Source organism: Streptomyces sp. NPDC006510, from assembly GCF_040611955.1.
Lineage (GTDB): Bacteria > Actinomycetota > Actinomycetes > Streptomycetales > Streptomycetaceae > Streptomyces.
This window is the reverse complement of sequence record NZ_JBEXPH010000310.1, coordinates 1-6870: the sequence shown is the minus strand read 5'-3', so window position 1 is coordinate 6870 and position 6870 is coordinate 1. Positions and strand designations below refer to the sequence as shown.

The 6870-nt window shown below is 73.4% G+C and carries 6 protein-coding genes; all 6 read right to left on the bottom strand.

What is annotated here, in order from left to right:
• Positions 1–51: 51 nt before the first annotated feature.
• On the bottom strand, positions 52–1677 hold the full coding sequence (locus ABZY11_RS41890; protein ID WP_356484202.1) for a DoxX family membrane protein: 1626 nt from the start codon (positions 1675–1677) through the stop codon (positions 52–54).
• 303 nt (positions 1678–1980) lie between these two features.
• On the bottom strand, positions 1981–2937 hold the full coding sequence (rlmB, locus tag ABZY11_RS41885; RefSeq protein WP_356484201.1) for a 23S rRNA (guanosine(2251)-2'-O)-methyltransferase RlmB: 957 nt from the start codon (positions 2935–2937) through the stop codon (positions 1981–1983).
• 83 nt (positions 2938–3020) lie between these two features.
• Entirely contained in the window at positions 3021–4424 is a 1404-nt protein-coding gene (gene cysS / locus ABZY11_RS41880; protein WP_356484200.1) for a cysteine--tRNA ligase, read from the bottom strand.
• A 123-nt stretch (positions 4425–4547) separates the two neighbouring features.
• A complete protein-coding gene (locus ABZY11_RS41875) occupies positions 4548–4952 on the bottom strand; it encodes a PPOX class F420-dependent oxidoreductase (protein WP_356484199.1) in 405 nt (134 codons plus the stop codon).
• Between the two features lie 56 nt (positions 4953–5008).
• Positions 5009–6238, bottom strand: a complete 1230-nt coding sequence (locus ABZY11_RS41870; RefSeq protein ID WP_356484198.1) for an MFS transporter — start codon at positions 6236–6238, stop codon at positions 5009–5011.
• 239 nt (positions 6239–6477) lie between these two features.
• On the bottom strand, positions 6478–6870 hold a 393-nt coding region (locus ABZY11_RS41865), incomplete at its 5' end, for an ABC transporter permease subunit (RefSeq protein ID WP_356484197.1).

Here is a 6870-nt window from a genome sequence, read left to right as displayed (position 1 = left end):
CACCGGTCTTCGCACCGGTGACCGCCCCTTTGCCGTGGGCCGGGCGACGGCTCAGCCGAGCAGTCCGCCGATGGGGTTCTGCTCGCCGCCGGAGGTACCGCCGCCGGAGCTGCCGCTGTCCGAGCCGCCGGTGGGGCCGCCGCCCGTGCCGGTGGTGCCGGAGGACGACGGGCCGGAGCTGCTGGACGGAGGCGGCTGCGGTGCCGTCTGCTGCGGGGCCTGCTGGCCGGTGCCCTGGGTCTGGCTGGGCTGTCCGGCAACGGCACCGGCCGCCTGGCCGGACTCGCGGACGGTGCCCGCGGCGGGCGTGGACGGCGCGGTGGAGGGCGTCGTGGCGACGCTGCTCCGGGACGGGACGGGGCGCCGGCCGTCCGGCGTGTGCGTGGCCCGGCCGCTGCGGGACTCCTGCGGGAGCGGGGAGCCGGGGAGCTGGTTGGTCGGGTCGGTGTTCGGGCCTGGCACGGTGACGACTTCGGAGGAGCGGACCGCGCCGCCGAGCACGGAGCCCACGAGAAGGGTGAGGCCGACGACGACGGAGGCGACGAGGGCGCCCCGGCGCAGCACCCGGCGGCGCAGGTCCCAGATCGCCGAGCGCGGGCCGAGCCTGCGCCAGGCCTCGCCGGCGAGCCTCCCGTCGACGGAGTAGACCGGCGCGCCCGCGATGATCAGCGGGCTCCAGGCGGCGAGGTAGATGATGTCGGGCGCGTCGTAGACGGCGACGGTGCGCCAGCTCACGGTGACCAGCAGGGCGGCGGACAGCAGCGCGCCGACCGAGGCGGCGACCCGCTGCCAGAGGCCGAGGACGGTGAGGACGCCGACGACGACCTGGAGGAAGGCGACGGTGAGTCCGGCGCCGACGGGGTGCGAGAGCGCGAAGTCGCGCAGCGGCTCGGCCAGCGCCCAGGGGTGCAGCGAGGTCAGCCACTTGACCATGGAGCCGCGGTCGCCGCCGTCGAAGTAGACGGGGTCGCACAGCTTGCCCATGCCGGCGTAGACGGAGATGAAGCCGAGGAAGACCCGCAGCGGCAGCAGCACGACGCCGAGGTTCATCCGGCGGTCGGGGTAGTACGCGTGCCGCACCGAGTCGCTGCTCCGGCGCCCGTCGCGGGCCTCGGTCCCCTCGTCGAACCCGTCCTCGTCGTACGCCTCCGGTCCGTACGGCGCGCCGTCATCGGCGTCGTAGGCACCGACCGCCTGGCGCATGGGCGGCAGCAGTGGTCCGCTGCCGTGCCGGCCCGGCTGGTGGGGGGCGGTGATGACGGGGGTGGGCTGGGTCTCTTCGAGGAGATCGATGACCTGGGTGCCGCCCGTGCCCGGTCCGGCGTCGAACTCCGGGGCCGCGTAGGGATCATAGGCGTCGTACCCGGCACCCGGGCGGCCCGCGGTGGAGTTCCGTACGGCCTGGAGGAGCCCGGTGGCGCCGGGGTCACCGGGGGCGGACCTGCCGCTCCACACGACGGGCGAGCGCCTGCCGCGGGCCGCTCCCGCGCCGCTCATGACGGGGATCCTGGGCACGCCGGCGGGGGCCAGACCGCGCAGCCGCGGGCGCTGGCCGGGGGCGAGCTGCACCCGGAAGCTGGCGTGGTTGACGATGACCTGCGCAGGATCGCAGTCCACCTTGGTCATGCTCAGGGCGGGTTGTTCGTCGAACCGAGGCGTTCTGGTGTCCACACTCATCTAACCGAGTGATGTGTGTTTAGGACACTGCCTTGACGGGCCCGATGTGTCCGAGGCCCGTCAATGGCGTCCGGCGGGGGGCGACAGGGCCTGTCCGGCGGATCAGGACCGGTCAGGGAGCGACGTCCGGTGCGGTGCGTCGCAAGGCGCCGAGCGCTCTCATGGCGGAGCCGTGGAGCGTTCTCATGGCGGAGCTGTTCGGACGTTCCGGCAACGCCGCGAGGTGCCGTACCAGGCGTCGCGACCCCGGCCGTGATCCGCCGGACAGGCCCTGGTCGGCCGCCCCCCCGGGCGGGTGGACTTTCAGGCCCGGCGCCGCGCGACCTCGTACAGCACGATCCCGGCCGCGACGCCCGCGTTCAGCGACTCCGCGCCGCCCGGCATCGAGATGCGGACCCGGTAGTCGCAGGTCTCGCCGACGAGGCGGCCGAGGCCCTTGCCCTCGCTGCCGATGACGATGACGACGGGGCCGGCGAGCTCCTCCAGGTCCTCGACGGTGTGCTCGCCGTCGGCGGCGAGGCCGACGACCGTGAGGCCGGCCTTCTGGTAGCCCTCCAGGGCCCGGGTCAGGTTCGTCACCCGGGAGACCGGTGTACGGGCCGCCGTACCGGCCGAGGACTTCCAGGCGCCCGCCGTCATCCCGGCCGCGCGCCGCTCGGGCACGACCACGCCGTGGCCGCCGAAGGCGGAGACGGAGCGGACGATCGCGCCCAGGTTGCGCGGGTCGGTGACGCCGTCGAGGGCGACGATGAGGGGGTCCTCGCCGTTGTCGTACGCGGCGGCGGTGAGGTCCTCCGGGTGCGCGTACTCGTACGGCGGGACCTGGAGGACGAGGCCCTGGTGGTTCAGGCCGTTCGTCATCCGGTCCAGCTCGGGGCGCGGGGCCTCCATCAGGTTGATGTTGCCGCGCGCGCCGGCGAGCTGGAGCGCTTCACGGACCCGCTCGTCGTTGTCGATGTACTGCTGGACGTAGAGGGTCGTCGCCGGGACGCCGTCACGCAGGGCCTCGTAGACCGGGTTGCGGCCGACGACCATCTCGGACGTGCCCTTGACGCCGCCGCGCCGCGGGGCGGGGCGGCGGACCGCGGCCTGCTTGGCCTGGGCGTTGGCGACGCGGTTCTTCTTGTGTCCCTTGCGGGCGGAGGCGGGCGGCGTCGGGCCCTTGCCTTCGAGGCCACGGCGTCGCTGCCCACCGCTGCCGACCTGCGCGCCCTTCTTGTTGGACGTGCGGCGGTTCCTGCGCTGGCTGTTCCCGGCCATGACCTACCTGTTTCGTTGCTTCTCAGACATGCGTACGTAAGTGAAGTGTGCCGCCCGGAACGCCGGGCGGCACACGGTGGGGACTACTGGCGCGGGCCGAGTGTCCACCGCGGTCCGGTGGGGCTGTCCTCGATGACGAGTCCGGACTGGTTGAGCTGGTCCCGGATGGCGTCGGCGGCGGGCCAGTCCTTGCGCTCGCGGGCCGACTGGCGCTGGTCGAGTACGAGACGTACGAGCGTGTCGACGACCCCGTGCAGATCGTCGCCGCGGTCGCTCTCGCCCGCCCAGTGTTCGTCGAGCGGGTCGAGGCCGAGGACGCCGAGCATCGCGCGGACCTCCGCGAGCCGGGCGACCGCGGCCTCCTTGTCGTCGGCGGCCAGTGCGGAGTTGCCCTGGCGGACCGTGGTGTGGACGATCGCGAGCGCCTGCGGGACGCCCAGGTCGTCGTCCATCGCCTCGGCGAAGGCCGGCGGCACCTCGGTGGCGGGCTCGACCGTCTCGCCCGCCTTCTCGGTGACGCGCTGGACGAAGCCCTCGATCCGCGCGAACGCGGACTCGGCCTCGCGCAGGGCCTCCTCGCTGTACTCGATCATCGACCGGTAGTGCGGGGTGCCGAGGTAGTAGCGCAGCACGATCGGGCGCCACGCCTTGACCATCTCGCTGACCAGCACGGAGTTGCCCAGCGACTTCGACATCTTCTCGCCGGACATGGTGACCCAGCCGTTGTGCACCCAGTACTTCGCGAACTCGTCGCCGTACGCCTTGGCCTGGGCGATCTCGTTCTCGTGGTGCGGGAAGATCAGGTCGATACCGCCGCCGTGGATGTCGAAGGCGGTGCCGAGGTACTTGTGCGCCATGGCGGAGCACTCCAGGTGCCAGCCGGGGCGGCCGCGGCCCCACGGGGTCTCCCAGCTGGGCTCGCCCGGCTTGGACGCCTTCCACATCGCGAAGTCGCGCTGGTCGCGCTTGCCCGTCTCGCCCTCGCCGGACGGCTGACGCAGATCGTCCAGCTCCTGGTTGGAGAGCTCCAGGTAGCCGGGGAACGAGCGGACGTCGAAGTAGACGTTGCCGTCGGCCGCGTAGGCGTGACCGCGTTCGATCAGGCCGCGCATCATCTCGATCATCTCGGGGACGTGGCCGGTGGCACGGGGTTCGTAGCTGACCGGCAGGCAGCCGAGCACGTCGTAGCCGGCGTTGAACGCCCGCTCGTTCTCGTACCCGATGGCCCACCACGGGCGGCCTTGTTCCGCGGACTTCGCGATGATCTTGTCGTCGATGTCGGTGACGTTCCGGACGAAGGTGACGTCGTAGCCGCGGTAGTCGAACCAGCGGCGCATGATGTCGAAGTTCAGCCCGGACCGGATGTGCCCGATGTGCGGGGCGGCCTGGACGGTAGCGCCACAGAGGTAGATCGAGACACAGCCCGCTGTGAGCGGTACGAAGTCACGGATCTGCCGGGCGCTGGTGTCGTACAGGCGAATAGTCACGCCTCAAGGGTAGTGGGCGCGCACCAGTGCCCCGCGACCCCTTGGGGATCGCGGGGACAAGTTTGTGACAGCGGGGCCTTCCGGATGCGTCCGATAGACGTCCTGGATGCGTCCGGATGCGTCCTAGATGCGTCCGACGACCTTGCGCGGGGTGATCCGGACGACCACCCGCTCGGCGTCGTCGGCGGACGCCGGGTTGAACTCCGCGTACTTCTTGCCGGTGTACTTCGCCGACAGTTCGTCGATGAGTTCCTCGCCGCCCTCGGTGGTCAGCTCGGCGGTGCCGCGGATCTCGGCGTATGTGTACGGGGCGTCGACGGGCTGCACGACGACGGTGACCCGCGGGTCCCGGCGCAGGTTCCGCTCCTTGCGGCGGCCGACCGTCGTCGAGAAGAGCACGTCGTCGCCGTCGTGCTTCACCCAGACCGGGGAGACCTGGGGGCTGCCGTCGGGCTGGATGGTGGCGACGGTGACGAAGACGGGGGTGTCGAGAAGCGCCTTGAGCTCTGCGGAGAGTGCGGCGGTCATGGCGTACGTCCTCCAAGTGGGATCGGTGATGCCTCTACCCGTACCCCAACCCCGTCTCAATGCGTCCGCTTCCCGTTCCCGCCCACCGGAAGGGTCAAGGCGAGCGCGGCACCCGCCAGCGGCACGGCGGCGAGCACCGCCCACCGCACCGGGCCGGGCGCCTGGAGCAGGGCCCCGGTGGCGGCGCTGCCGCCGAGCACGGCGAGCCCGGAGACGGACGAGAGCGCCCCGGTGGCGAGCCCGAGCCGCCGGTCGTCGACGAGATCCGGTACGAGGCCGCGGGCGGCCGGGACCAGCAGCATCTGCCCGAGGGTCAGCAGCACGACGAGGGTGGCGCCGGGCAGCAGTCCGGCGGGGCCGCCGGGGGTGAGCGGTACGGCGGCGAACCCGGCGGCGACGGTCCCCAGACCGGTGACGAGCGCGGTGCGCGGGGCGATGCGGCGGGCGGCCCAGCGGGTCAGCGGCAGCTGGGCGCAGACGACCAGGAGCGAGGAGAGCGCGAACAGCCAGCCGAGCGCGGTCTGCGCGCCGGTGGCCTCCTCCACCTCGGCGGGCAGCGAGAGGTAGAGCTGGTTGTACGCGATCAGATAGCAGCTGTAAGCGAGGCAGAGCACGAGGAAGGGACCGTTGCCGAACACCTCGCGCAAGGAGTGCCGGGATTCGGCCGTACGGGTGACGGGAGCCCGGCGCGGCATCAGCCGGGCGTGTCCGGCGAGGACCGCGGCGAAGACCAGCGCGCCCGCGAGGCAGGCCGCCCGGAAGCCGGCGCCGAGCAGCAGGAGCAGCGAGCCGAGCAGCGGGCCGATGAAGGCACCGGCCTGTCCGGCGGCGGAGAACACGGCCAGCACCTGGGCGCGCGGGGTTCCGGTGTCCTGCTCGTACCGGACGGCCTCGCGGGCGGTCTCGGACTCCACGGCGGGTGAGAACAGGGCGGCGGCGAATCCGATCAGGACCACCGCGGCGATGACGGTCGCGGTGGACCCGGCGGAGGCCAGCCATCCGAAGCCGGCGATCCGCAGGGCGCAGCCGGCGAGGACGACGGGGCGGGGCCCGTACCGGTCGGTGAGGGCCCCGCCGACGACGAAGAGGCCCTGCTGGCTGAAGGTGCGCAGGCCGAGGACGAGGCCGACGAGCCAGCCGGCCATGCCGAGGCCGGTGCCGAGGTGGGCGGCGAGGTAGGGCAGTACGGCGTAGAAGCCGATGTTGAAGGCGAACTGGGTGGCGGCGAGGAGGCGGAGGTACGGGGTGGTCCGCGCTGCCGCCGTGACGGTGGGGCCGGCGGTCACGGGGTCACCCCGCCGAGGGTTTCGGCGGGGTGGTCCGGGCCCCTCCGGGGCGTCTCCTCGGACGACGAACGTTCCGCGGGGGACCCGGGTATCCCGTTGGTCGCCCTGCGGGGACTCCTCCGCACGGCCCCGGACCGGGCCGTCGTGCGTCCTCGGGCGGCGCCACCGGGCCGCCGTACGCAGTCGGGTGGCGCGTCGGTTCCGGGGAGACGGCCCGGCGGGGCCCCGCTCCCGCCCGCTCACGCGGCGCCTGCCCGGGTGCGGGCGCGGCCCCGTACCGCCGCCGCCGTGAGGACGGCCAGTGCGCCCAGGGCGGCGAGTGCGGCGGCGGGGGCGAGTACGGACCAGGGGGCCCGTTCCGTGTACGGCATGTTCTCCGACAGCATCCGGCCCCACTCGGGCGCCGGTGCCTGTGTGCCCAGGCCGAGGAAGCCGAGGGAGGCGAGGGCCAGCGCGATGGCCGGGACCCGCAGGACCGCGTGGCGCAGGACCGGGGGTACGACGGCGGGCAGCAGGTGGCGCCGGGCCACGTGCCACCGCCCGGCGCCCATCGAACGGGCCGCCGCGATGTGTGGTGCGGCGCGCTCCTGCGCGTACAGGGCCGAGGTGTGCGCGGCGAGCGGCGCCCAGGC